The 22,408-nt window shown below is 66.4% G+C and carries 20 protein-coding genes and 1 tRNA gene; 11 read left to right on the top strand and 10 right to left on the bottom strand.

Annotation, left to right across the window (positions count from 1 at the left end):
• Positions 1-53: 53 nt before the first annotated feature.
• From C7R54_RS07365 to C7R54_RS07355, 3 genes are read right to left on the bottom strand one after another with little or no spacing between them, the layout of a single operon-like run.
• Positions 54-512: an ExbD/TolR family protein gene (locus C7R54_RS07365; protein WP_129149568.1), complete on the bottom strand. Its 459-nt coding sequence runs from the start codon at positions 510-512 to the stop codon at positions 54-56.
• Complete coding sequence (locus C7R54_RS07360) at positions 513-1,424, bottom strand: MotA/TolQ/ExbB proton channel family protein (RefSeq protein WP_129149567.1); 912 nt, start codon at positions 1,422-1,424, stop codon at positions 513-515. It lies immediately after the preceding gene.
• A gap of 1 nt (position 1,425) precedes the next feature.
• Entirely contained in the window at positions 1,426-2,250 is an 825-nt protein-coding gene (locus tag C7R54_RS07355; protein WP_129149566.1) for an energy transducer TonB, read from the bottom strand.
• Between the two features lie 269 nt (positions 2,251-2,519).
• Between C7R54_RS07355 and C7R54_RS07350 the strand changes: the two genes are divergently transcribed.
• From C7R54_RS07350 to C7R54_RS07335, 4 genes are all read left to right on the top strand, one after another.
• Positions 2,520-3,353 (top strand): alpha/beta fold hydrolase, encoded by an 834-nt coding sequence (locus tag C7R54_RS07350; RefSeq protein WP_129149565.1) that lies wholly within the window; start codon positions 2,520-2,522, stop codon positions 3,351-3,353.
• 53 nt (positions 3,354-3,406) lie between these two features.
• Positions 3,407-4,390, top strand: a complete 984-nt coding sequence (locus C7R54_RS07345) for a Bug family tripartite tricarboxylate transporter substrate binding protein (RefSeq protein WP_129149564.1) — start codon at positions 3,407-3,409, stop codon at positions 4,388-4,390.
• Between the two features lie 97 nt (positions 4,391-4,487).
• A complete protein-coding gene (locus C7R54_RS07340) occupies positions 4,488-6,101 on the top strand; it encodes an inorganic phosphate transporter (RefSeq protein ID WP_129149563.1) in 1,614 nt (537 codons plus the stop codon).
• 152 nt (positions 6,102-6,253) lie between these two features.
• A complete protein-coding gene (locus tag C7R54_RS07335) occupies positions 6,254-6,877 on the top strand; it encodes a UdgX family uracil-DNA binding protein (RefSeq protein ID WP_129149562.1) in 624 nt (207 codons plus the stop codon).
• Positions 6,878-6,942: 65 nt separating this feature from the next.
• Here the strand turns inward: C7R54_RS07335 and C7R54_RS07330 are convergent, their stop codons facing one another.
• A complete protein-coding gene (locus C7R54_RS07330) occupies positions 6,943-7,842 on the bottom strand; it encodes an amidohydrolase family protein (RefSeq protein WP_240039427.1) in 900 nt (299 codons plus the stop codon).
• Positions 7,843-7,956: 114 nt separating this feature from the next.
• Positions 7,957-9,342 carry a LysR family transcriptional regulator gene (locus tag C7R54_RS07325; protein WP_129149561.1) on the bottom strand — a complete coding sequence of 462 codons (1,386 nt, stop codon included), beginning with the start codon at positions 9,340-9,342 and terminating at the stop codon, positions 7,957-7,959.
• A gap of 93 nt (positions 9,343-9,435) precedes the next feature.
• Between C7R54_RS07325 and C7R54_RS07320 the strand changes: the two genes are divergently transcribed.
• The 5 genes from C7R54_RS07320 (at position 9,436) to C7R54_RS07300 (ending at position 15,074) form a co-directional block, all read left to right on the top strand.
• Positions 9,436-10,572 carry a 4-oxalomesaconate tautomerase gene (locus C7R54_RS07320; RefSeq protein WP_129149560.1) on the top strand — a complete coding sequence of 379 codons (1,137 nt, stop codon included), beginning with the start codon at positions 9,436-9,438 and terminating at the stop codon, positions 10,570-10,572.
• A gap of 76 nt (positions 10,573-10,648) precedes the next feature.
• Positions 10,649-11,677: an amidohydrolase family protein gene (locus C7R54_RS07315; RefSeq protein ID WP_129149559.1), complete on the top strand. Its 1,029-nt coding sequence runs from the start codon at positions 10,649-10,651 to the stop codon at positions 11,675-11,677.
• An 80-nt stretch (positions 11,678-11,757) separates the two neighbouring features.
• On the top strand, positions 11,758-12,744 hold the full coding sequence (locus C7R54_RS07310; protein ID WP_129149558.1) for a Bug family tripartite tricarboxylate transporter substrate binding protein: 987 nt from the start codon (positions 11,758-11,760) through the stop codon (positions 12,742-12,744).
• A 60-nt stretch (positions 12,745-12,804) separates the two neighbouring features.
• Positions 12,805-14,127 carry a cation:dicarboxylate symporter family transporter gene (locus tag C7R54_RS07305; protein ID WP_129149557.1) on the top strand — a complete coding sequence of 441 codons (1,323 nt, stop codon included), beginning with the start codon at positions 12,805-12,807 and terminating at the stop codon, positions 14,125-14,127.
• Positions 14,128-14,162: 35 nt separating this feature from the next.
• Positions 14,163-15,074, top strand: a complete 912-nt coding sequence (locus tag C7R54_RS07300) for an NAD(P)-dependent oxidoreductase (protein ID WP_129149556.1) — start codon at positions 14,163-14,165, stop codon at positions 15,072-15,074.
• Between the two features lie 86 nt (positions 15,075-15,160).
• On the opposite strand, the gene C7R54_RS07295 is transcribed toward C7R54_RS07300, so the two are convergent.
• Complete coding sequence (locus C7R54_RS07295; protein WP_158021168.1) at positions 15,161-16,333, bottom strand: Fic family protein; 1,173 nt, start codon at positions 16,331-16,333, stop codon at positions 15,161-15,163.
• A gap of 69 nt (positions 16,334-16,402) precedes the next feature.
• Between C7R54_RS07295 and C7R54_RS07290 the strand changes: the two genes are divergently transcribed.
• Positions 16,403-17,011 (top strand): nucleotidyltransferase family protein, encoded by a 609-nt coding sequence (locus C7R54_RS07290; RefSeq protein WP_338026131.1) that lies wholly within the window; start codon positions 16,403-16,405, stop codon positions 17,009-17,011.
• Between the two features lie 120 nt (positions 17,012-17,131).
• Entirely contained in the window at positions 17,132-17,827 is a 696-nt protein-coding gene (locus tag C7R54_RS07285) for a DJ-1/PfpI family protein (RefSeq protein ID WP_129149554.1), read from the top strand.
• 140 nt (positions 17,828-17,967) lie between these two features.
• On the opposite strand, the gene C7R54_RS07280 is transcribed toward C7R54_RS07285, so the two are convergent.
• The 4 genes from C7R54_RS07280 to C7R54_RS07265 all read right to left on the bottom strand — a co-directional run bounded on the left by C7R54_RS07280 (position 17,968) and on the right by C7R54_RS07265 (position 22,395).
• A tRNA-Val gene (locus tag C7R54_RS07280) sits at positions 17,968-18,043 on the bottom strand.
• Positions 18,044-18,284: 241 nt separating this feature from the next.
• The gene (locus tag C7R54_RS07275) at positions 18,285-18,557 is read right to left on the bottom strand and encodes an HU family DNA-binding protein (RefSeq protein ID WP_057650488.1); all 273 of its coding nucleotides are present in this window, start codon (positions 18,555-18,557) and stop codon (positions 18,285-18,287) included.
• A 361-nt stretch (positions 18,558-18,918) separates the two neighbouring features.
• Complete coding sequence (locus C7R54_RS07270; RefSeq protein ID WP_129149553.1) at positions 18,919-20,163, bottom strand: cystathionine gamma-synthase family protein; 1,245 nt, start codon at positions 20,161-20,163, stop codon at positions 18,919-18,921.
• A gap of 192 nt (positions 20,164-20,355) precedes the next feature.
• Complete coding sequence (locus tag C7R54_RS07265) at positions 20,356-22,395, bottom strand: COG3904 family protein (protein ID WP_129149552.1); 2,040 nt, start codon at positions 22,393-22,395, stop codon at positions 20,356-20,358.
• Positions 22,396-22,408: the final 13 nt, after the last annotated feature.

Below are 22,408 nucleotides of genomic sequence, written 5' to 3'. Positions count from 1 at the left end.
CCAAGCAGGCCCCGCTCCCCAGGGAAAAGCGCCCCGGGCCCTCCGTCGGCTATTTAGTTCGCGGGCGCCGCCGCGGGCGCGATGGCCGGCTGCCCGGGCGCCGGGGTGGTGACGAAGCCTATCCGCCCCAGCCCGGAACGGCGCGCCGAGGCCATCACCTTGGCCAGGGTCTCGTACCGGGTGTTCAGGTCGGCGCGGATACGCACCTCGGGTTGCGGCTTCTTGCCGGCCTCGGCGGCAAAGCGCGCCTGCAGCTCGTCAAGGAAGACCGGTTTCTCGTCCCAGAACAACTGGCCCTTGTCGTCGATGGCCAGGTCGATCACCTTCGGATCTTCCTGGATCTGCTCGGCGCTGACCTGCGGCATGTTGATGCGGATGGAATGCGCCAGCAGCGGCGCCGTGATGATGAAGATCACCAGCAGCACCAGCATCACGTCGATCAGCGGCACCATGTTGATCTCGGACATCGCATGGCCGCCCGAGCCCTTGTTGTCGAAACCGCCGAATGCCATTTATTCGCTCCCACGGGCTTGCGCGTTGGGCACGCCCGCCGAACGGCGCAGCGCCCGCACCTTGCCATCGGACAGGGCCACCTGCTGGCCGGTCATCAGGAAGGCGAACAAGTCGTGCGCGAAGGCATCCAAACGCGACAGGAACACGCGGTTGTTGCGCACGAACATGTTATAGGCCAGCACGGCGGGGATCGCCACCGCCAGGCCCAGGCCGGTCATGATCAGCGATTCGCCCACCGGGCCGGCGATGCGGTTGATGGTCACGCCGTCGGACAGGCCGATGCCGACCAGCGCGTGGTACACGCCCCACACCGTGCCGAACAGGCCCACGAAAGGCGCCGTGGAGCCGACCGAGGCCATGACCGTCAGGCCGTTTTCGAGCTTCGCGGTCTCCTCGTCGATCACCTTGCGCATCGTGCGGGTAACGAACTCGCCGTTGGTGCCGGTTTCTTCCAGCTTGGTGGCGCCGTACTTGGCGTGGTGGGCGCGCGCATGCATCGCGTGGCTGGACAGGTGCGAGAACGGATCGCGCGCGCCATGCGTGGCGATTTCGTTTTCCACCTGGTCCAGCGAGCTGGCGTTCCAGAACTTGTTGAGAAACTCGCGCGAGCGCTTGCGCACCAGCATGTTGTTGATGACCTTGACGATGATCAGGTACCACGTGATCACCGACATCACCAACAGGATGACGAACAGCGTCTTGCCCACGCCATCGGCCTGCGCGATGAAATGCATGATGCCCATGTCGGGAGTAACCGGCGCGGGCGCAGGCAAGGCGGCGGCGGCCTGCTGGATGGTGTTGGCGGCCGCCGGCAAGCCGCCGGCGCCCTGCTGCGCGACGCCCGGCGCCGCCGGCGCGGCGGTGGTCGCCTGCGCCAACAGGATGGCGGCAAGGTCAAGAGCGTTGGACATATCAGTTCCTCAGTTTGAAATCGAACGGAATCTTGGCCTGCACCGTGTAGGCCACGCCGTTGCGTGTGTACGGTTTGAAGTGGACCGAGCGCAGTGCATCGAGCGCGGCCTGATCCAGACGCGGGTAACCCGACGACTGCACCACCGTCGCCTTCTCTATCGTGCCATCCGTACTGATCACCACCAGCACCATGACGCGCCCCTGCTCGCCCATGCGACGCGACGTGTCCGAATAGACCGGGCGCGGACCGCGCCCGTCATAGGCGACGTTGGACACCAGCTCCGGCTGGTCCGGCGGCGGCCCCTGCGTCGGCGCCTGCGGCTTGCTGTCCCCCTGGGGCGTGCCCGAAGGCGGCGTGGCGGGCGGCGGCGTTTCCACGGGCTTGGGCGGCGGCTCCACCTTCTTGGGCTGCGGCTTGGGCTGGGGTTTGGGCTTAGGCTTGGGTTTCGGCTTGGGCGCCGGCTCCGGCGGCTTCTCGACCACGGGCTCCGGCTCCGGCTCGGGTTCGGGCTTGACCTCGGGCGTGGGATCCGGCTTGGTGTCAGGCGGGGGCGGCGTCTCTTCCTGCGGCGGCGGAGGCGGCTCCTCCACGGGCGGCTGCGGCGGCTGCGGCGTGGGGTCGGCCTTGGCCATCTGCGGCACCGGCGCCTCGATGACGCTCACCATGATGGGCGCTTCCTGCGGCATGTCCAGCTTCGTCTCGTCGCCAACGAACAACGCGGCCGCCACTGCCGCATGCAGGACCGCCACCGCCACGCCGGCGCCTATGCGCAAACCTGGGGAAATCGAGGAGGATGTTGACCAACCGCTTTTGACGCTAGGCATGAATCAGCCGGGGGAACGATATCTATGCACACCCTGGGCACGACGCGCAAAACGCGCGCGCAGGGACGCAGGTCGAATGAAGCCCTGAAATATATATTAAATAGGAATTATTCGCAAATCGGATCAGATTATTCTTGTTGCCTGTCCTTGTTGCCTGTCCTTGCTGCCTGCCTTTATTGCCTGCCTTTATTGCCCATTTTTGCTTCCTATTCTTTGCCCGCTATTCCCTCCCCCTTACATCCTCCGATACACACGCCCCGATTTTCCTCATGACCGCTTTCGATTTCAGCCTGATCGACCGCCTGCCGTCCTACCCCGCCGGCGCGGGCCGCCTGCTGCTGAGCGCGCCCCCGGCGCACGGGCAGCCGCTGCTGCTCTTCGTGCATGGGGCGTATCACGGCGCCTGGTGCTACGCCAACTACCTCGACTATTTCACCCGGCACGATGTCGCCTGCGCGGCGCTGGACCTGCCAGGCCACGGCGGCCTGCCGCAGGACGCCACGTTCCTGCACGCCGGCATCCGCGCGCTCGCCGTCTCGGTGCAACGCGCGGCGGAGCGCCTGGAAGGCGCCGTCGTCCTGGTCGGCCACAGCATGGGCGCCCTGCCGGTCCTGGTCGCCGCCACGGAAATGGCGCGTGCGCCGGCCGGCGTCGTCCTGATCGCGCCCTCCCCGCCCGCCAACCTGCCCGGCGCGGCGGCCCTGCCCCTGGTGCCGGAGGACATCCTGCGCGCGCCGCCCGGGGACGCCGAAATCCGGGAACGCTTCGCCGGCTGCGCCGCGGACGTGGATGTCAGCGCCATCCGGGTGCGCCTCTGCGCCGAAAGCCCGCAGGTGCTGAATGACCGCTATGCGTTGCGCGTGGCCGTCAATCCGTTTGCCATGCGCAGCCCCGGCCTGTGCCTGGAGGCGGGCCTGGACGACCCCGCGCGCCATCCGGACGGCCAGGACCGCGCGGTCGCCGATTTCTTCGGTTTCGAGCACCAGCTGCTGCGGGACCAGCCGCACGCCATGATGTACGGCGAGCGCTGGGAAAGCAGCGCCGCCGTATTGCTGGACTGGTACCAGCGCACCTTCGACAGGCGCCGGCGCGGCCCGCGCTGATCCAGGACGCCTTTTCCGGCCATAAGAACGATCACATTCCATCGGGAGACATCATGCAACGCACCCCCATCATCGCGCGCGCGGCCACCGGCCTGCTGCTGGGCGCGGCGGCCCTGCTGGCCGTCCTGCCGGACGCCGCGCGGGCCGCCTGGCCCGACAAACCCGTCACCCTTATCGTGCCGTCGGCGGCCGGCGGCGCCGCCGACCTGACCGCGCGCACGTTCGCGCAATTCCTCGGCGCCAGGACCGGCCAGAGCATCGTGGTCGAGGACCGCGCCGGGGCGGGCGGCATCGTCGGCACCCATGCGGCCAAGATCGCGCCGCACGACGGCTATACCTTCCTGCTGTCGACCAATTCCACGCATTCGGCCAACCAGTTCCTCTACAAGTCGCTGCCCTACGACGCGCAGCAGGACTTCCGCCAGGTAGGCATGTTCGGCACCTTCGGCACGGTGGCCATCGCGCGGCCCGACGCGCCCTACAAGACGGTGCCGGAACTGGTGCAATACGCCCAGGCCCATCCCGGCAAGGTCTTCTTCGGCTACTACAGCTCATCCTCGCAGGTGCCGCCGGAACTGTTCAAGGCGCGCGCCGGCATCAAGATCGATGGCGCCGCCTACAAGAACATCACGCAGATCATCACCGACCTGCGCGGCGGGCAGATCGACTTCGCCTTCGTCGACTACCTGACCGCCATGGGCCAGATCGACGGCAAGAGCCTGCGCCCCCTGGCGGTCACCGGCGCCCAGCGCCACCCGAGCTGGCCGGACGTCCCGACCATGGATTCCTACTATCCAGGCTACGTGGTGGAAGGCTGGCTCGGGCTGTCGGCGCCGGCCGGCACGCCGGAGGACATCGTCCAGGCCATGAACGGCTATATGGCGCAGGCCTTGCAGGACAAGGCCACGGCCGATAAGCTGCGCGCCCTCGGCCTGATGCCCAAGAGCATGGACGTTCCGCGGTTCGACGCCTTCGTCAAGGCGGACACGCAGCGCTGGAAGGAATGGGTAGACGTGGCCGGGATCCAACCGCAATGAATCGCCCCGCGGCGGGTTGCGGTCATGTCGTTGTCATCGGTCGGTCATAGCATCGTTGGCACCCCCCAAACGATAAGCCACCCCGAGAGGCAAACCCATGAATACCGCAACCGAGACCGCGGCCCTGCCGTCCGCGCACGGCGTGCGCGCGCGCTTCGACCAGCGCACCGGCCCCACGACCGTGATCGTCTTCTTCGGCCTGCTGGCCATCGGCCTGTTCTACACGGGCTACAGCCTGTTCCGGGACATGGACAACGCCCATGTCGACTTCATCTCCTGGCTCCCCTTCGTCCTGTTGGGCGTGGCCCTGCTGATCGCGCTGGGCTTCGAGTTCGTCAACGGTTTCCATGACACGGCCAATGCCGTGGCCACGGTGATCTACACCAACTCCCTGGCCCCCAACTTCGCCGTCATGTGGTCGGGCTTGTTCAACTTCCTCGGCGTGCTGCTGTCCAGCGGCGCGGTGGCCTTCGGCATCATTTCCCTGCTGCCGGTCGAGCTGATCCTGCAGGTCGGCTCCAGCGCCGGCTTCGCCATGGTGTTCGCGCTGTTGATCGCCGCGATCCTGTGGAACCTGGCGACCTGGTGGCTGGGCCTGCCGGCATCGTCCTCGCATACGCTGATCGGCTCCATCATCGGCGTGGGCGTGGCCAACGCCCTGATGAATGGCCGCGACGGCACCGCCGGCGTGGACTGGGCGCAGGCCAAGAGCGTGGGCATCACGCTGCTGGTGTCGCCCGTCGTCGGGTTCGTGTGCGCGGCGCTGCTGCTGGTCGTCCTGCGCACCTTCGTCAAGAACCGCGAGCTGTACCGGGAACCCAAGGGCGACACGCCGCCGCCGTGGTGGATCCGCGGCCTGCTGATCCTTACCTGCACCGGCGTGTCCTTCGCCCACGGATCGAACGACGGCCAGAAGGGCATGGGCCTGATCATGCTGATCCTGGTGGGCACCGTGCCGCTGACCTATGGCTTGAACCGCGCCATGCCCGTCCAGGAAATGAACCGCTTCGCCGCGGTGGCGCAGGCCACGCAGGCATCCCTGGTCCGCACGTCGCCGATCGCCGCGCCGGCCGATCCGCGCGCCGCGCTGACGACCTACATCCGCACCAACGAAATGCGCGCCGGCGTCGTCCCCTCACTGGCGGCGCTGACCGGCTCCATCGGCGCCCAGGTGCGCCAATTCGGCTCGCTGGCCGCCGTCCCGGCCGATGCCGTGGGCAACGTCCGCAACGACATGTACCTGGCCTCGGAAACCATCACCCGCATCAAGAAAAACGGCGGCGTCGCCTTCGACAGCGAAACGCAGTCCAACCTCGATGCGTTCAAGCGGTCGCTCGACGATTCGACCAAGTTCATCCCCCTGTGGGTGAAGGTGGCGGTGGCGATTGCGCTGGGCCTGGGCACCATGGTGGGGTGGAAGCGCATCGTCGTCACGGTCGGTGAAAAGATCGGCAAGACCCACCTGACCTATGCGCAGGGCGCGTCCGCGGAACTGGTCGCCATGGCCACCATCGGCGCCGCCGACATGTATGGCCTGCCCGTCTCCACCACGCACGTCCTATCGTCCGGCGTGGCGGGCACCATGGCCGCCAACCGTTCCGGGCTGCAATGGAGCACGCTGCGCAACCTGGCGCTGGCCTGGGTGTTGACCCTGCCCGCCGCCATGCTGCTGTCCGGCGGCTTGTACTGGGCGATGCGGCACGTGTTCTGAACCCGGCGGCGGCTGGCGCGGCGGACGGCCGCGGCCGTCGCCTTGGCGATGGAGTTCCTGCGCGGGAGCCGGGGCCGGCACGCTTCGTGCGAGCATGATGGCGTCATCCGTGCCCTTATCCGTATCCGCGCATCCAGGACTCCCGCCAGCTCATGCAGGACGCCACCCCACCCCGTTCGCCGCCACGCGGCGATACGCCCGCTACGCTGGACGAGTGCCGGCGCTGCGACCTGTGGCGCAATGCGACGCATGGCGTCCCCGGCAGCGGACCGCGATCGGCCCGCATCATGCTCATCGGCGAGCAGCCCGGTGACCAGGAAGACCTGGCGGGCCAGGCTTTCGTCGGCCCCGCGGGCCGCATCCTCGACCAGGCGCTGGCGCGTGCCGGCGTCGCGCGGGACGAGGTCTATGTCACCAACGCGGTAAAGCATTTCAAATGGATTCCGCGCGGCAAGCGGCGCATGCACAAGACGCCCGCCCAGCGCGAAGTGGACGCCTGTCTTTACTGGCTGGACCAGGAGCTGGACCGCATACGGCCGCCGGTCATCGTCACGCTCGGCGCCACGGCGCTGCGCGCGATGGTGCGGCGCCCGGTGCGCATGCAGGATTACCTGGACCAGCCCGTCCGGCTGGGCGAAGCCTGGCTGCTTGCCACATGGCACCCGTCCTATGCCCTGCGGGTCAATGACGCGGCGGAGCGGGACAGCGTCATCGCGGCCATCGCCAACGCGATCGCCCGCGCGCGCAAGCTGGCGTCCCAGGCTGGAGACGAATAGCCGGGCTACGCGGCGGTGCCGACCCAGCCGTACAGACTCAGTCGTGCAAACCCGGCCGTACCGACTCAGTCATACCAATACAGCCGCCGCGGATTCTCCACCAGGATACGGTCAAGCACGGCCGGATCGTCCGAGTACAGCGGCAGCAGATCCACCAGCTTGCCGTCGTCCGGCACCTCGCGCACGTTCGGGTGCGGCCAGTCGGTGCCCCACACGATGCGATCCTGCGCGACCTCCAGCATGCGGCGAACGAAAGGCACGGCATCCGCGTAGGGCGTGTCCTGCGCGGACAATGCGGCGGAGATGCGCTCCGGCCCGCTGATCTTCAACCATGCGCGCGGATGGCGCAGCACGTCGAGCAATTCTGCCAGCGGCGCCTGGTCCAGGCCATCGGCCACCATCGTGCGCCCCATGTGGTCGATCACGAAAGGCACCGGCAGCGATTCAAGGAACCCGCGCAGCGCACCCAGGTGGGCGGCCGTGACATGCAACTGCACATGCCAGCCCAGCGGCGCGATCCGTTCGGCGACCGCTCGTACCTTGCCGGTATCGGCGGAATGCCCCAGATGCGGCATGAAGTTGTACCGGACCCCGCGCACGCCTTGTGCGTGTAGCTCCTTCAGCCTTTGCGGCGATACGTCGTCATCGACAAGGGCCACGCCGCGATAGCGCCGCGGCGCGCGCGCAATGGCATCCAGCATGGCGCTGTTGTCGGTGCCGTGCACGGTGGCCTGCACCAGCACGGCCCGGTCGATGCCCAGCAGGCGGTACAGGGCTTCCAACTGCTCGATAGGCGCATCCGGCGGATCGTAGGCGCGCGCGGGGTCCAGCGGAAAGCGCGCGGCGGGGCCATAGACGTGCACATGCGTATCGCATGCATCGCGCGGCAGGACGAAGACGGGTTTGCTGGGATGGGGATGCGGCGGCGGCACGCGCTTCATGAAGTCTCGCTCTTTGTTGTTCATATCGGCAGGGCACCCGGCGGCGTGTCCGACAGCCAGGCCAGGTATTCGTGCCTGGCGTACCGGTGGTAGCAGTGGTACCCGTAGCGGCAGGGCTGGGCTCCTGGGCGCCAGCGCTCAAGTATCGCCGCCAACCGCCCCGCCGGGGTTGCCTTGCTGCACCCGTGCCGCTCTATTTCGCTTATGGACGATGCGCCCGGATGCAGGCCCGGCGGACGACGCGGACGGCCGCACGTCCATGGAGACGGCCAGGCGCTTGACCTCGTCCAGCAAGGCTCGCGCGCCCGGCTGCAATTGCGCGCCGGTGCGCAGCGTGACGCCGATCTGGCGCTGCATGCCATCCAGCGGGAACGCGAGGGCCGCCAGGCCGCCGGCCTCGAATTCGTAATAGAGCTGATGGACCGACAAGGCGGTCAGCATGTCCGAATGCAGCAGCAGTCCGCGCAGCAAGGCCAGGTCGGCCGTCTCCACCGACGGAACCAGGGCGGGCCTGCCATGGCGCACGAAGAAGGCATTGAGCTGGTCACGCAAAGGCGTGGACTGCCGTGACAGCACCCAGGGATAGGCCTGCAGGTCGTCGAAATCCACGGACCGCTTGCGGGCCAGCGGATGGCCGGCGCGCGCGATCAGCACGATGTCCTCATGCAGCAACACTTCCGTGGTCAGCGCGGAGTCCTGCAAGGGGCGCAGGGCCCCCAGGATGAAGTCCACGTCCGCGCTCAGCAGTCCGGCGCACAGATCGCCATAAGGGCTTTCCAGCGTACGTATGCGCAACCTGGGATGCCGCCCCAGCACGCTGGCGATCGCCGCCGGCAAGACCATGGTACGGATCAGGGGTAGCGCGCCCACGGTGACGATGCCTTCCAGCACGCCCTGCAAGGCGGCGACGTCGGCCTGGATATTCCGCAACTCGGCCAGCACCCGCTTGAAATGCACCACCCAGCGCTCGCCCGCCGGCGTGGGCACCATGCCGCGCGGCGTGCGCTGGAACAGGGGCTGGCCCAGCGTTTCCTCCAGGCCGGAGATGGACGCGCTGATGGCCGGCTGCGTCAGACCAGCCAGATGCGCCACCGTGGACATGTGATGCACGTCGGCCAGCAAGGCCGCGTGCATCAGGCGACGGGTATGAAACAGCGAAGCGACGGCGCCCACGCCGGCCGCCGTCGCCCCCCCGCGGGCCCGGCGCAGGGCCAGCGCCTCGTCGTGCACCGCGGCAAGCTCGGCGGCGATATGCGAGGCGCGCACGCGTACCGCCTCGCCCTCCGCCGTCAACAACATGCCCGTGCCCTTGCGCTCGAACAACCTGACGCCCAGGCTCTCCTCGAAGCGATTGACCGCGCGCGTCACCGCCGAAGAGGCGCGAAACAAGGCCTCCGCCGTGCTGCGCACCCCGCCGGTGGCGGCCACGGTATTGAAGACATGCAGGTGATGCAGGCTAAGACGGCCGGCGGGATCGTCATGCGCGCCAGGGCGTTGGTCGAGCAAGGAATGAGGATGGGCCATAAACATATTAGAACGCCCTCCCCCATACAAGGCAACCCGCATCTCCCGTCGCAGCACCATACTGCGCTCAAACCCATAAAGAGACCGGAGACGATGAGCATCCCTAAGGAAAACCAAAGGCAGCAGGCCGTGCCCTGCATGCTGATGCGGGGCGGCACCTCGCGCGGACCGTTTTTCAAGGCGGCGGACCTGCCCGCCGACATCGCGGCGCGCGACGCCGTGCTGCTGGCGGCCATGGGTTCGCCCGACGCGAGACAGATAGACGGACTGGGCGGCGCCCACCCCCTCACCAGCAAGGTAGGCATCGTCGGCCCCGGCACGTCGCCGGGCGTGGACGTGGAATTCCTGTTCGCGCAGGTCTCGGTGGCGCAGGCGAAAGTAGACACCACGCCCAATTGCGGCAACATGCTCGCCGCCGCGGTGCCATTCGCCCTGGAAACCGGCATGCTGGCGGCGCAAGGCGAAAGCAGCACCTTCCGGGTCCTGGCCCTGAACACGGGCATGCAATGCGACATCACCGTGCAGACGCCCGGCGGCAGCGTGCGCTATGACGGCGATGCCCGCATCGACGGCGTGCCCGGCACCGCCGCGCCCATCTATATCAGCTTCCTCGATACGGCCGGCTCCGTATGCAGCGGCCTGCTACCCACGGGTCGCGCACTGGACCGCATTGCCATCGATGGCGAACCCGACCTGGAGGTCACCTGTATCGACAACGGCATGCCCATGGTGCTGATGCGCGCCACCGATCTCGACCGCAGCGGTTACGAAACTGTCGCCGAGTTGAACGCCGATACCGATCTCAAGCGCCGCGTGGAGGCCATCCGCCTGGCGGCCGCGCGGCTCATGGGCCTGGGCGACGTCACCGAAAAACCCTATCCCAAGATGTGCCTGGTCGCGCCGCCGCGAGCCGGCGGCGCGATCGCCACGCGCTGCTTCATTCCCCATGTCTGCCATGACGCGATCGGCGTGCTGGCGGCGGTGACCGTGGCCACCGCCTGCGTGCTGGAGGAATCCGTCGCGGCGGGCGTGGCCCATCTGGCGCCCGGCCTGAACAAGCAGGTGTCGGTGGAGCATCCCTCGGGCGAGTTCAGCGTCGGGCTGGAGCTGGATCCCGCCAATCCACGCAATGTCCTGCGTGCCGCGCTGCTGCGCACCGCGCGCCTGATCATGCGCGGCGACGTACAACTGCCGGTACGGACCCCGGCGGTGCACGCCGCGGCCGCCTGATCCGCTTGGCGTATACCTCCGGCGCCGGGCCCCACGCCGCGCGGGGGCCCCGCCTCATCAGCTTCTGGAGACTCCCATGATCATAGACTGCCACGGCCACTACACCACCGCCCCGAAGGCGCTGGAGGACTGGCGCAACCGGCAAATCGCCGGCCTCAAGGACCCCGCTTCCGCGCCCCGCGTTGCCGACCTGCGCATCAGCGACGACGAGATCCGCGAGTCCATCGTCGCCAACCAACTGCGCCTGATGCGGGAACGCGGCAGCGACCTGACCATTTTCTCCCCGCGGGCCAGCTTCATGGCCCATCACATCGGCGACCTGCAGACCAGCCTGGCCTGGGCGTCGATCTGCAATGAGCTGTGCCATCGCGTCGCGTCGCTGTTTCCCGACCACTTCATCGGCGCGGCAATGCTGCCGCAATCGCCGGGCGCGCCCATTGCCACGTCCATCGCGGAGCTGGAGCGCTGCGTGAAGGAATACGGCTTCGTCGCCATCAACCTGAACCCGGACCCTTCAGGCGGCCACTGGACATCGCCGCCCCTGGGCGACCGCTATTGGTATCCGCTGTACGAAAAAATGGTGGAGTACGGCATCCCCGCCATGATCCACGTCAGCACCAGTTGCAACGCCTGCTTCCACACGACCGGCGCGCATTACCTGAATGCCGACACCACGGCATTCATGCAGTGCCTGACGTCGGACCTGTTCAAGGACTTTCCGGACCTGAAGTTCGTCATCCCGCACGGCGGCGGCGCGGTGCCCTACCACTGGGGCCGGTTCCGCGGCCTGGCGCAGGAGATGAAGAAACCGCCCCTGGACGAATCCGTGCTGGACAACGTCTACTTCGACACCTGCGTCTACCACCAGCCCGGCGTCAACCTGCTGGCGGAAGTCATCCCCGTGCGCAACGTGCTGTTCGCCAGCGAGATGATAGGCGCCGTGCGCGGCATCGACCCCACCACCGGCTTTCACTACGACGACACGCGACGCTACATCGACGCGGCGCCCCATCTCACCGACGCGGATCGGCGCCTGATCTATGAAGGCAATGCGCGACGCGTCTATCCGCGCCTGGACGCCGCGCTCAAGGCGCGAGGCAAGTGAGGCGCGCCGGCGCGTTCGCATGAACGCATGAATGCATGAATACCGACGCACGCATCATCAAAACAACAAAGGAAGAGACTATGAAGACATCCCGCCGCGAATTCGTCCTGGGCACGGCCGGCGCCCTGGCCGCCACCCTGCTGCCCTCGCTGGCCCGCGCCGGCGACTTCCCCGACCGGCCCCTGCGGCTGATCGTCCCCTTCGCACCGGGCGGTAACGTGGACGCCACCGCACGCGTCGTCAGCGCTGGGTTGACGCAGGCCCTGCATGTGTCGGCCGTGGTGGAGAACAAGCCTGGCGCGGGTGGCAGCATCGGCGCGGACATGGTGGTGCGCGCGCCCGCGGACGGCTACACCCTGCTGGTCGGATCGAACGGCCCGCTGACGGTCAACCCCTTCATCCAGGCCCACCTGCCCTATGAGCCGCTGCGCGATTTCGCGCCGGTGGCCATGTTCGGCTATGTGCCGCACGTGATCGTGGTCAATCCCTCGATTCCCGCGCACAGCCTGGCGGAGCTGGTCGCCCTGTCCAAGCAGCGGCACATCAACACCGGCACGTCCGGCATCGGCAGCGCCACGCACCTGACCTTGATGCGGCTGAACGCGGCGTCCGGCGCCCAGCTGGTCCACGTGCCCTATCGCGGCGGCGGCGCGCTGATCCCTGACCTTCTGGGCGGCAGCCTGGACGCCACCATGACCGAATTCTCCACGGTGCTTCCGCTGCTGCGCGCGAACAAGGTCCGCGTCATCGCGGTGGCGTCCGAGCAGCGCATGGCGCTGGCGCCCGAGATCCCCACCTTCATCGAGGCCGGCGTGCCCAAGTTCATCGCATCCAGCTATGTCGGCCTGCTGGCGCCAGGGAAGACGCCCCCGCCGGTGCTTGCCTCCTTGCAGCAGGGGGTGGCGGCCAGCCTTGCCGATGCCGCCATCGCCGGCAAGCTGGGCGAACTGGGCGTGGTCGCGGCGTCCGGGCAACAGCGGACGTCCGCCGGCTTCGGCGCCTTCCTGCGCGACGAGTACGAAAACGCCAGGCAGGCTGTCGCCCTGGCGGGCATCAAGCCGGAATGATCCGTCGCGCGCGGCGGCGCGGGACTGCCGCGCCGCGCGCATGACTCGACAGGGAAACCCGTGAAACTTCTACGCAAACTCTACATCCAAGTGCTCATCGCCATCGCGCTGGCCATCGCGTTCGGCCTGCTCTCGCCGCGTCACGCGGTGCAGATGAAGCCCTTGGGAGAAGCCTTCATCGCCTTGTTGAAGATGATGCTGGGACCGATCATTTTCTGCACGGTCGTGCACGGCGTCGGGCACATCAGGGACTTCCGCAGGCTGGGCCGCCTGGGGGTGAAGACGCTGCTTTATTTCGAGGTTGTCAGCACCCTCGCCATGCTGGTGGGCTTCACCGTCGTCAACGTGCTGCGTCCCGGCGACGGCCTGCATGCCTCGGTCCTCGATGCGGCGGCAACGGGACATGCCGCGGACGGCATCCTGAAGGCGAGCACGGCTGACTTTTCGCTGACCCACTTCCTCCTGTCCATCATCCCGCGCACGCTGTTCTCGGCCTTCACGTCGGGCGACATCCTGCCGGTGCTGTTCGTCTCGCTGCTGGTGGGCGCCGCGCTGAGCCTGGCCGGCAAGCCGGACTGGAACGCCTACAAGCTGCTCGACGAGGCGCAGGCCATCGTCTTCAAGATCCTCGGCTTCATCATGCGCCTGTCGCCCCTGGGCGCCTTCGGCGCCATGGCGGCCGCCGTGGGCAGCTACGGCGGCACGACGCTGCTGTACCTGCTGCGCTACATCCTCACCTACTACGCCAGCGCGCTGATCTTCATCTTTGTCGTCCTGGGCGCGGTGGCCGGGATTGCCGGCCTGTCCATCTTCCGCATCCTGTCGATCATCAAGGACGAGGCCATCATCGCCATGGGCACGGCCGCCAGCGAGGCGGCATTCCCCCGCCTGGTGACCAAGCTGGGCCAGGCGGGCTGCGACGAAGCCGTGGTGGGCTTTGTCCTGCCGGCGGGCTACAGCTTCAACATCGATGGCGCATGCCTCTACATGGCTTGCGGGGTCGGCTTCATTTCGCAGGCCACCGACACGCCGCTGTCGCTGTCGCAGCAACTGGCGCTGCTGGCGGTGATGCTGGTGACGTCCAAGGGCGGCGCCGGCGCCGCGGGTGGCGCCCTGGTCAAGCTGACGGCCACGCTGCAATCGACGCGCGTGCTGCCGTTGGGCGGCGTCGGCCTGCTGTTCGGCATCGACCGCATCCTCGCCATCGCCACCTCGACCACCAACGTGATCGGCAACAGCGTGGCGGTCTTCGTGCTGTCCAAATGGGAAGGCATGTTCGACCGCCAGCGCTTCGATGCCCATGGGCGCGCCGAGAGCGCTGCCCCGACGCAAACAGCGTCGGCGCAGGCGCTGAAGCCGTCCGTCGGCGACCACGCCACCTGACACTATCCGTCTTACCCCGCATTCCGGAGAACACGATGCAACAACACACCTCGAACGCCGCGCACGCCATTGCGATCATCGGCTTCGGCGAAGTCGGCCCCATCCTCGCGCAGGCGCTCGTCGAGCAAGGATGCCCGGTGACCACCTACGACACCAAGCTGGACCGGGCCGACACGCGGTCGCAAATCCTGGCGCGCGCCGAACGCAGCGGCGCCAGCGTCGCCGATACGCTGGCCGCCGCGCTGGCGAACGCGCAGTGGGTCTTGTCGGCCGTGACCGCCAGCCAGGCCGAGGCTGTCGCCACGGCAGCCGCTCCGCTCATGAAACCGGGCCAGACCTTCATCGACCTGAACTCCGTGTCGCCCAAGGTCAAGCAAGGCAATTGCGAGCGCATCCAGCGCAGCGGCGCGGACTATGTGGAAGCAGCCGTCATGGCGCCCGTGCCTCCGCAAGGCATACGCGTGCCCATGCTGCTGGGCGGCCGCAGCGCCCGCGCGATATCCGAGGAACTCAATGCGCTGGGCCTGCGCACGCAGGCGGTCGCCGACGACGTGGGCCTGGCCTCCGCCATCAAGCTTTGCCGCAGCATCATGATCAAGGGCACCGAAGCGCTGTGCGTGCAGTCCATGCTCGCGGCCCGCCACTTCGGCGTCGACGACCGCGTACTGGCCTCGCTGGCCGCGACCTTTCCGGGCGTGGGCTGGGACAAGGGATACGAGGCTTACCTGATCGGCCGGGTCGCCGAACATGGACAGCGGCGCTCGGAAGAAATGCGCGAAGCCGCCGCGATGCTGGGAGAGATCGGCATGAACGGCAGCCTGGCCACCGCCATCGCGGACGTGCAGGAGAACCTGGCGCGCAAGGGCCTGTCGCTGCGCAAGGACCTCGACGACCAGGGTCGCCTGCCGGAATGGCGCACGCTGCTGGAGAACTCGGATATCGGGTGATGGAGAATCACACGTTCTGAGCCGGCCGCACGCGATAACTCGACTGCGACACATGGCCGGCTCGGCGACACATTCCCGTGCTTCGCTCATTCATCGCGCGCGGTCGGCTCCGCAGGCGGCTCGATTCCTTCCGCTTCCGGCCATAGGCCAGGAAAAAGGAAGCGCAGCGAATAAAACGGAAATGCAGGCTCCAGAAGCCTGGTTCGCCCTTCGCTCTTTATCAGCCTCAAGGACAAAAGCTGCGAGATGAGGCGGGAGGCGGATCGATCGGGCACATCGAGGAAGTTCTTGAAAACGCCTCTTTCCATACTGCCGTTACGAAACAGCTGATACAGCGCACGGCCGAGCCTCCTTGGTTCCAGCACGCTGCGATGGTGCATCGAACCTCGGCCAAAGTCCTGCGTCACCAGCAGAGCCAGGCTGTTATAGCGTTGCTCCAGGGTATCGAACGCCAGGAGACCCGACATGAATCTGATTTGGTCCAGACAAACGTCGAGCCAGAAAGTCAGCCAGGTCGTCAGCCCGCTTGAGCTCAGATTCCCCCTTCCATCGGTGGCATTGCGCCGCCGCGCATCCGCGGCGCTCAACGCAGCATAGTAATCGGCGTGCCGACGAGCCAATCCGCGCATGGGAGACCAAAGCCCATTCGTAATGCCAAGGTGCGTAAGAAGAAGATGGTTGTGCAGACGGCTGGCCCGGCCGTTGCCGTCGGCGAATGGATGTATCCAGGACAGGCGATGCATGGAAGCCCCTGCGGCAACCACCTTGCGACTGATCGAGTAATCCGGACCATATCGAAACGCGAAATGGCGAAGCAGGTCCAAAACCATTTCATGTGGCGGAGCTTGGTGGGTTCCGACGCGGGCATCGTGCTCTCGCAGGCCGCCTGGCACCAAGGCCCCCCGGTCATTACCCTCGCCGTCGAAGACACGATGAAAATCTTCCGGCAGCCGTTCATAAAGCTCGCGATGGATGCGACAGAGCCATGCAACGTCGAATTGCTCGGCCCAACTCATCTGGCGGGCAATGGGCTCAAGGCTCGCTTCCAGCTTCATGTGAGCGATGGCCAACCCCTGCCGCCGATATATCTCGTGATTCGTGGAGAACCGTTCGCCTATGGCGGCTTCGAGGTCCGCTGGCAGCGTATGTTGGCCTTCAATCTTGTTGGTGTAGTAAGAGTTCATCGCCCGCAGCAGCGTCGACAGCGCGACCAGTGAGCGATCTCCGATTTCCGCACGCAACCTGACCGCCGCCTCCATGACATCGCACCTCGTGCAGGGTACTTTCACTGCGATACCGTCCTCAAACATCGTGTCGAAGGAACAAGCGTGGCGAACGTTCACGTGGACTATGAAGAAAGGCTGCGCGGCCTCGTTGAAGCATCAAGACAATTGATGGACGCCCTGCGCGCGGTCCGCTCGCTGGGCTTGGCGTCATGGTGCATAGGCGCCGGAGTCATCCGGTCCTTGGTATGGGACTCCCTGCACGGCTTTCGGGAGCCTTCTCACGTTCAGGATGTGGACGTTGCGTACTTTGCGCCAGACGCGGCTGCATACCTGGATAGGGAACTGCAACGGCAGTTGTCAGTACTGAATCCCGCACTCGCATGGGAAGTCACGAACCAGGCCAAGGTGCATGAATGGCTCGTGGACGACGCTGGCCACGCGGTGCCGCCAGTGGATTCATTGGAAGGCGGTTTGGCGACATGGCCGGAGTTCGCCACCTGCGTCGGTGTATACCTGACAAGTCACGATGTAGTGAAGGTGGTCGCGCCATACGGCCTGAATGACTTGTTCGAACTGCAAGTCCGCCACAATACTTGCCGGGCCAGCGCTGCGACATATCTCGAACGTGTGCGCTCCAAGCAATTTCGCGAACGATGGCCCAGGCTGACCATTTTCCCGCCGTCACCACGGTCGGCGATAGAGGACCGTTGACTGGCGCGCATCAAGGATCCTCCCCGCCCCCGAGCACCCGCTGCCCGGGTGGACATGCAGGCGAGCGGCTTTTGCCATGCTTACGATACGATTAGTGCCATTGCCCCCGGAGGACATGCCATGCACCACAGCGCATTCAATATCGGTCTGTTGCTCTTTCCCAGGCTCACCCAACTGGATCTCACGGGGCCGGCGGAAGTTTTCGGACGCATGCCCGGTGCACGACTGCACTTCCTTTGGAAAAACCTGGAGCCGGTCTCATCGGATCGTGGACTGCGTATTTTGCCAAGCACAACCTTCGATGACTGCCCGCGGCTGGACCTGATTTGTGTGCCAGGAGGCCCGGGGCAAGTCGAAATGATGGAAGACGCCACGGTGCTGGGCTTCCTGCAACGCGTCGCAACTGGCTGCAGGCTTGTGACTTCCGTATGTACCGGCTCCTTGATCTTGGGTGCCGCTGGCCTATTACGCGGCTACCGGGCGACCAGCCATTGGTCTTCAATCGATCAATTAGCCGTGCTGGGCGCACACCCAACGCATGGCCGCGTAGTACGTGATCGGAACGTAGTGACGGGGGCGGGCGTGACGTCGGGGATCGACTTCGCTCTCACGGTAGCGGCGGATCTCTTCGGCGCCGATCTCGCCCAGGAGATCCAGTTGCAGATGGAATATGACCCACACCCGCCTTTTGATTCCGGGTCGTTGCAAACGGCCCCCAAGAGCATTGCCGAGTCCGTCCAAAGCAGAATGGCTGCATTCCTGGCGCGCCGACTCAGCGTCTCGGAACGAGTAGGCAAGGCATTTCTCAAGCGCTGATTCAACCAGCCCACTCACATGCGCGCCGCGAAATAGGGCCAAGTGCGACGTCACTCGTTTCAGGCCGAGCGCCTTTCTTCGGATGAAGACGCCATGCGGCCCAGCATACGCCGGGCAATAAACGCCTAATGAAACAGGTGTGGTGGGTGCTACAGGGGTCGAACCTGTGACCTACGCCTTGTAAGGGCGCCGCTCTACCAACTGAGCTAAGCACCCGGGGTTGTGCGGGACGCAATGCGATGCTGCTTGCATTGCTGCACAATTGCGCGGGTAGCCACGCCTTGATCTCGACTTACGCTTGGGATCAAGCGACAAACCGAGCAAGAAGGAACGGATTATATCTGCCGGCGCAATTCGCTGCAAACGCGCTGCGGCAGATACCGCCGTACAAAAGAAAATGGCGAGCATCCAAGTGCTCGCCATTGTGCCGTTTTCATAACGGCGCCCTTCAGAGGACTCAGTTCACCGCGTCCTTCAGGGCCTTGCCCGGACGGAACTTCGGCACCTTGCCCTTCTTGATCTTGATCGCTTCGCCCGTGCGCGGGTTGCGGCCCGTGCGAGCGGCGCGCGTGGTGACGGCAAACGTGCCGAAACCCACCAGCGTGACCGTGCCACCCTTCTTCAGCGTACCCTTCACGGCGCCGATCAGCGCGTCCAGGGCACGACCAGCGGCGGCCTTCGAAATGTCGGCCTTGCCGGCGATGTGGTCGATGAGCTCAGTTTTATTCATTCAGTTCTACCCCTCACAGGAAAATAGAAGTCCACCGGCCTGCGGCTGGCAATGCGGCCGGCAAAACATTCGAACGGGTTCTTCAAGCGCGTTTGCACTGCAAACCACTACATTCAGTGCCACGCCGCCCAGCCTGCAAGCGCTGATCAAACCGCGGGGGAGCGCCGGCGACGTAGAGGCGTATTAGGCCTCGCCGCGCATGGGCTGTCAAGGGTGAAACCCTCTCAAAGCCGCGCCGTTACTAGGTTTTCCTGGCTATCGATTGACGTTGCGCCATCCTTGTGCCTAATACATACAAGTGATTACCTGCGGCCCGCCCACGCCATGGCGGACGGCCGAATCGAGGTCGCTCGCCTGCGTCTCAGGCCTTCAGGCAGGCGTGCAATGCCTGGTCGAAATCGCCCAGCAGGTCGGCCTCGTCCTCGATGCCGACGGAGATCCGCAAGAAGCTGTCGGCAATGCCCATTTGCGCACGGCGGGCCGGACCCATTTCGTAATAGATGGTGTGAGCCGCCGGCAACGCCAGGGTGCGCGTATCGCCCAGGTGGGTGGCCAGGATCACCACTTCCAGACGGTTCAGGAATTCGAAACAGTCGATGCCGTCGACCAGTTCCACGCCCATCAAGGCGCCATAGCGGCCACCGAACAGGTCCTTGGCGCGCTCGTGCTGGGGATGCCCCTCCAGGCCAGGGTAATAAACCTTGGAAACGCCATCATGGCCCTGCAGGAAGCGCGCCAACGCCAGCGCGTTGTTGCAATGCTGGCGCATGCGCAGCGCCAGCGTTTCCGCGCCGACAGCGATACGGTGGGCCGGTTCGGCCGCCAGCGTCCCGCCCATGTCGCGCAGGCCTTTCTTCTTGATCTGCAGCAAGCCCCAGCCGGTCGGCGGACCCTTCTTGTACGCGTCGTGGATGGCGGCGTAACCGGACCAATCGTACAAGCCCGTGTCCGTCACCGAGCCGCCCAGCGCATGGCCATGGCCGCCGATGTACTTCGACAGCGAATTCATCACCAGGGCGGCGCCGACGTCGATGCCTCGGAACATCCAGGGCGACGTCAAGGTGTTGTCGATGACATAGACCAGGTTGTGCTGCTTGCACAGCGCGCCGATGCCGCGCAGGTCCGCGACCTGGGTCCCCGGATTCGCAACGGTCTCGACAAACACCATGCGTGTGTTGGGTCGCAGCGCGGCGCGCACCTGCTCGGCGTCGGTGGCGTCGACGAAGGTCACTTCCACGCCCAGCGCGGCCATGGTGCCAAGCAGGCTGGTCGTATTGCCGAAGATGAACTGGCTCGAAACCAGGTGGTCGCCGGCGCGCAGCAAGGTGCCGAAAATCGCCGACAACGCGGCCATGCCGGTGGCGAAGCTGACGGAAGACACCCCCCCTTCCATGCCGGTGATCTTGGCTTCGAGCGCGGTGGTCGTTGGCGTGCCCTGGCGCGCGTACGTGAAACCCGCCTTGCCCTGGAACACCGCCGCCAATTCACGCGCATCCTCGTACCCATATTCCGATGCGGTGTGCATGGGTTTGTGCACGGCGCCGTGCTCGATGGGGCTGCGTCGATCGGAATGCAGGATGGAAGTGGTGAAGCCGTTCTTTTTCATGGTGCGTGTATGAAGCCGCAAGGTGATCGCCACGGAGACGATAGCCGCGGGGGGCGAAGACCGCGGCAAGGACGTCGCGGGAACGCCGCGCCATCCGGGAAGGACCAGGCATTCTACCGCCGACGCCGCCTCGTCGTCGCCTGCGCGTCGTCTCCGCCTCCACGCCCGGGCGCCGGAAGCCGGCCCTACGGCTCAGTTACCGGTGCGGAACATCGCCTGCAGCGCCAGGGCCCGCGTCGCGGCGGGCTGCCTGAGCAAGGTCTCGTAGAAAACGATATTGGCGTCGCAACGCAAGCTGGCCCGGTCATCCGCGGACGACGGCGGGGCAGCCTGCTCGTCGGTCAGCGCATCGCGCAAATGCGGCGGCATGGCGCCCACGACGGCCTTCAAGGCCTCGGACGCCTTCCTGGCCGAGGGCGGCGGCGCGGTGGTCGGCGGCGCGGCCAGCAGCTGCGTTACCACCGCCACCTCTTCGGCCATGACGGCCGGCGGCAGCGTCCGGGTAATGTCCAGCGTGCCTTCCGACACCTGGAGGCAGGCCTGCGGGCTGACCGCGCGCGCCGCGTTCAGCTCCGTCAGCACCAGTCGGCCGAAGCGTTCCAGGCCCGGCGTATCGCTTGCGCGCAGCAAGGCGGGCAAGGTGCCCGCCACCACGCCCCGCATCGCCGTCATGATTTCCCCGTCATTGCCGCCGCGCTGCTGCACGGCCCATCCCTGGTCCACCGCCTTGTCGATGGTGCCGGGAAAGCGCCGCTCGTAGGCCGCGAAGATGGATTCGCGCCGCACGGCTTGCAACAGGTCGTCGCGGCTCTTGTAGAAGGCCAGGCGACTGGACTCGCCGCCCAGCGACACGCGGGTCACCACCCTGGCGTCGGCCAGTTGCTGCCCGGTCGGATACCAGACCGATGTGCTGGGGGTATCGGCGACGCGCTTGATGAACCAATCGGGCAGGCCCGCTACGCGGTAACGATCCATCATGTCCTCGCTGGCGAGGAAATCGATGGTCTTGCCGCCGAAAGGCGAGTACGGGCGATGGAATCCGATGCGCGCATTGGGCGTGGCTGCCCGCTCCCGGCCAGCCAGGAAGGCATAGGTGCACGCGCTGGCGCAATACTCGTCGACATAGGTGTCGAGCTGCCGCGCCCGCACCAGGTTGGCGAGCAACTCGCCTTCCTGCAGCCGTCCGCCCGGCGAGCTCAGGACCAAGGTCCTGGCCTGGGGCGCCGCGTCCAGCGCCTGGCGCACGCGGTCCGCCGCGCCCAGGTGCAGGAAACCCACGAGGATCACCGACTTGCCGTCCGGCGACGCCTTGACTTCGAGGTCGCCGCCCAGCACGTCCTTGCCGATGGCCAGCATCGCCAGGTCCTTGACCGGCCCCAACGGCGCGGTGGTCGCGAGTTCGAGCATGACCCAGGCAAGGCACACCAGCATGACCTGCACCGCGACCGATCGTTTCCTGGCCCGGCCACCCGCGAGCCGGACATCGGCACAACGCCACAGCCCCACGGCCCACCAGGCCAATCCGAGCAGGGCCAGCGCCAGCGCGGCTACGCTTTCCAGCGACAGCAGTTGCAGGGAGGCCTGTCCCTTCAGGCTCAGGGCCAAATAGCCGTGGGCGAACAGGAACACCAGGCCGAACACGAAGCCGTTGATCCAGAAGGTCAACCACAGCGGCAGCTGGCCACGCCAGTGGCGCAGGAAATAGTTGCCGCGTCGCGATCGCGTGGACGCGACGGGCGCCGTGGGTGTCGTGGGTGTCGTGGGTGTCGTGGATGGCGGCGATGTAGTGAATGCCGCCGGTACCGTCGACATCCCGCCCGCCACACTCGGCTCCGCCGCCGCGCGCTCCTTCGAGCGGGCTGCCGCTGTCCGCCGCAACGCCCAGGCATTGAACGGCCCCAGCACGCCTGACACGACCACGAAGATCATCCCTGACCGCGATACGATCCCCGCCGCGGCGTCCGGCGACAGCAACAGCGCCGCGCCGTCGACGATCGTGAACACCGTGACCGCCAGGTTGGAGGCCAGCGCAAGCCGGCGCAGCCAGGGCGGCGCGGCAGGCCGCAATCCGGCCCAGGCGGTCAGCGCCGCCAATCCGCAGAACACGGCGTCGCTGAAAGAATTCCATGGCCGGCCGCCCTGCACGGACACCCAGATCGAAATCGCCACCATGAAAAACAGACGCAGCGCATTGATGCGCCGCATGAGACGGACAAACCAGGATTCCTGCATGCTGCTCGCCTGT

The sequence above is a fragment of the Achromobacter aloeverae genome, assembly GCF_004121055.1.
In the GTDB taxonomy this organism is placed as follows: Bacteria; Pseudomonadota; Gammaproteobacteria; order Burkholderiales; family Burkholderiaceae_B; genus Bordetella_C; species Bordetella_C aloeverae.
The sequence above is the reverse complement of the archived record's forward strand: the minus strand, read 5'-3'. Positions and strand labels throughout refer to the sequence as shown.

What these genes read in the sequence shown, in the direction of transcription:
- C7R54_RS07310 (WP_129149558.1), top strand. Translation starts at nt 11,758, where the DNA reads ATGAAGACATCCCGCCGCGAATTCGTCCTGGGCACGGCCGGCGCCCTG.
- C7R54_RS07325 (WP_129149561.1), bottom strand. Translation starts at nt 9,342, where the DNA reads ATGGCCCATCCTCATTCCTTGCTCGACCAACGCCCTGGCGCGCATGAC.
- C7R54_RS07275 (WP_057650488.1), bottom strand. Translation starts at nt 18,557, where the DNA reads ATGAATAAAACTGAGCTCATCGACCACATCGCCGGCAAGGCCGACATT.
- C7R54_RS07315 (WP_129149559.1), top strand. Translation starts at nt 10,649, where the DNA reads ATGATCATAGACTGCCACGGCCACTACACCACCGCCCCGAAGGCGCTG.
- C7R54_RS07300 (WP_129149556.1), top strand. Translation starts at nt 14,163, where the DNA reads ATGCAACAACACACCTCGAACGCCGCGCACGCCATTGCGATCATCGGC.
- C7R54_RS07265 (WP_129149552.1), bottom strand. Translation starts at nt 22,395, where the DNA reads ATGCAGGAATCCTGGTTTGTCCGTCTCATGCGGCGCATCAATGCGCTG.
- C7R54_RS07360 (WP_129149567.1), bottom strand. Translation starts at nt 1,424, where the DNA reads ATGTCCAACGCTCTTGACCTTGCCGCCATCCTGTTGGCGCAGGCGACC.
- C7R54_RS07285 (WP_129149554.1), top strand. Translation starts at nt 17,132, where the DNA reads ATGCACCACAGCGCATTCAATATCGGTCTGTTGCTCTTTCCCAGGCTC.
- C7R54_RS07365 (WP_129149568.1), bottom strand. Translation starts at nt 512, where the DNA reads ATGGCATTCGGCGGTTTCGACAACAAGGGCTCGGGCGGCCATGCGATG.
- C7R54_RS07295 (WP_158021168.1), bottom strand. Translation starts at nt 16,333, where the DNA reads ATGGAGGCGGCGGTCAGGTTGCGTGCGGAAATCGGAGATCGCTCACTG.
- C7R54_RS07270 (WP_129149553.1), bottom strand. Translation starts at nt 20,163, where the DNA reads ATGAAAAAGAACGGCTTCACCACTTCCATCCTGCATTCCGATCGACGC.
- C7R54_RS07350 (WP_129149565.1), top strand. Translation starts at nt 2,520, where the DNA reads ATGACCGCTTTCGATTTCAGCCTGATCGACCGCCTGCCGTCCTACCCC.
- C7R54_RS07335 (WP_129149562.1), top strand. Translation starts at nt 6,254, where the DNA reads ATGCAGGACGCCACCCCACCCCGTTCGCCGCCACGCGGCGATACGCCC.
- C7R54_RS07355 (WP_129149566.1), bottom strand. Translation starts at nt 2,250, where the DNA reads ATGCCTAGCGTCAAAAGCGGTTGGTCAACATCCTCCTCGATTTCCCCA.
- C7R54_RS07340 (WP_129149563.1), top strand. Translation starts at nt 4,488, where the DNA reads ATGAATACCGCAACCGAGACCGCGGCCCTGCCGTCCGCGCACGGCGTG.
- C7R54_RS07330 (WP_240039427.1), bottom strand. Translation starts at nt 7,842, where the DNA reads ATGAACAACAAAGAGCGAGACTTCATGAAGCGCGTGCCGCCGCCGCAT.
- C7R54_RS07345 (WP_129149564.1), top strand. Translation starts at nt 3,407, where the DNA reads ATGCAACGCACCCCCATCATCGCGCGCGCGGCCACCGGCCTGCTGCTG.
- C7R54_RS07320 (WP_129149560.1), top strand. Translation starts at nt 9,436, where the DNA reads ATGAGCATCCCTAAGGAAAACCAAAGGCAGCAGGCCGTGCCCTGCATG.